The sequence below is a fragment of the Limosilactobacillus reuteri subsp. porcinus genome (assembly GCF_036621895.1).
In the GTDB taxonomy this organism is placed as follows: domain Bacteria; phylum Bacillota; class Bacilli; order Lactobacillales; family Lactobacillaceae; genus Limosilactobacillus; species Limosilactobacillus reuteri_J.
In genome coordinates this window covers 1-348 of sequence record NZ_LN887325.1, presented here as the reverse complement: position 1 = coordinate 348, position 348 = coordinate 1, and the positions used below count along the sequence as shown (strand labels likewise).

Here is a 348-nt window from a genome sequence, read left to right as displayed (position 1 = left end):
GGAAGAGGTTATCAAGCGGATGGAATCTATTGCCCAGCGCTTACCAGAGTATATCCTATACTGCTCTTTTCCGGGAATTGGGAAACAAACTGCGGCTCAGTTAATGGGAGAATTGGGCGACATTAGTCGCTTTGACAATGCCAATCAGCTTAATGCCTTTGTCGGAATTGATATTCGTCGTTACCAATCTGGAACCTATTTAGGTCAAGATCACATTAATAAGCGTGGAAACCCGATTGCCCGTAAGCTCTTATATTTTACTGTAGGTAATATGATCCGCCAACAACACGCTAATTCTAATCATATCGTTGACTATTACTATCGTTTAAAAGAAAAACGACCTCATCC

Annotated in this window: 1 protein-coding gene; it reads left to right on the top strand. The window is 41.4% G+C overall.

Annotated elements, in window-relative coordinates:
- Positions 1 to 348: transposase (locus tag AACL61_RS01120; protein ID WP_423245870.1), on the top strand; the 348-nt coding region annotated here is incomplete at both ends.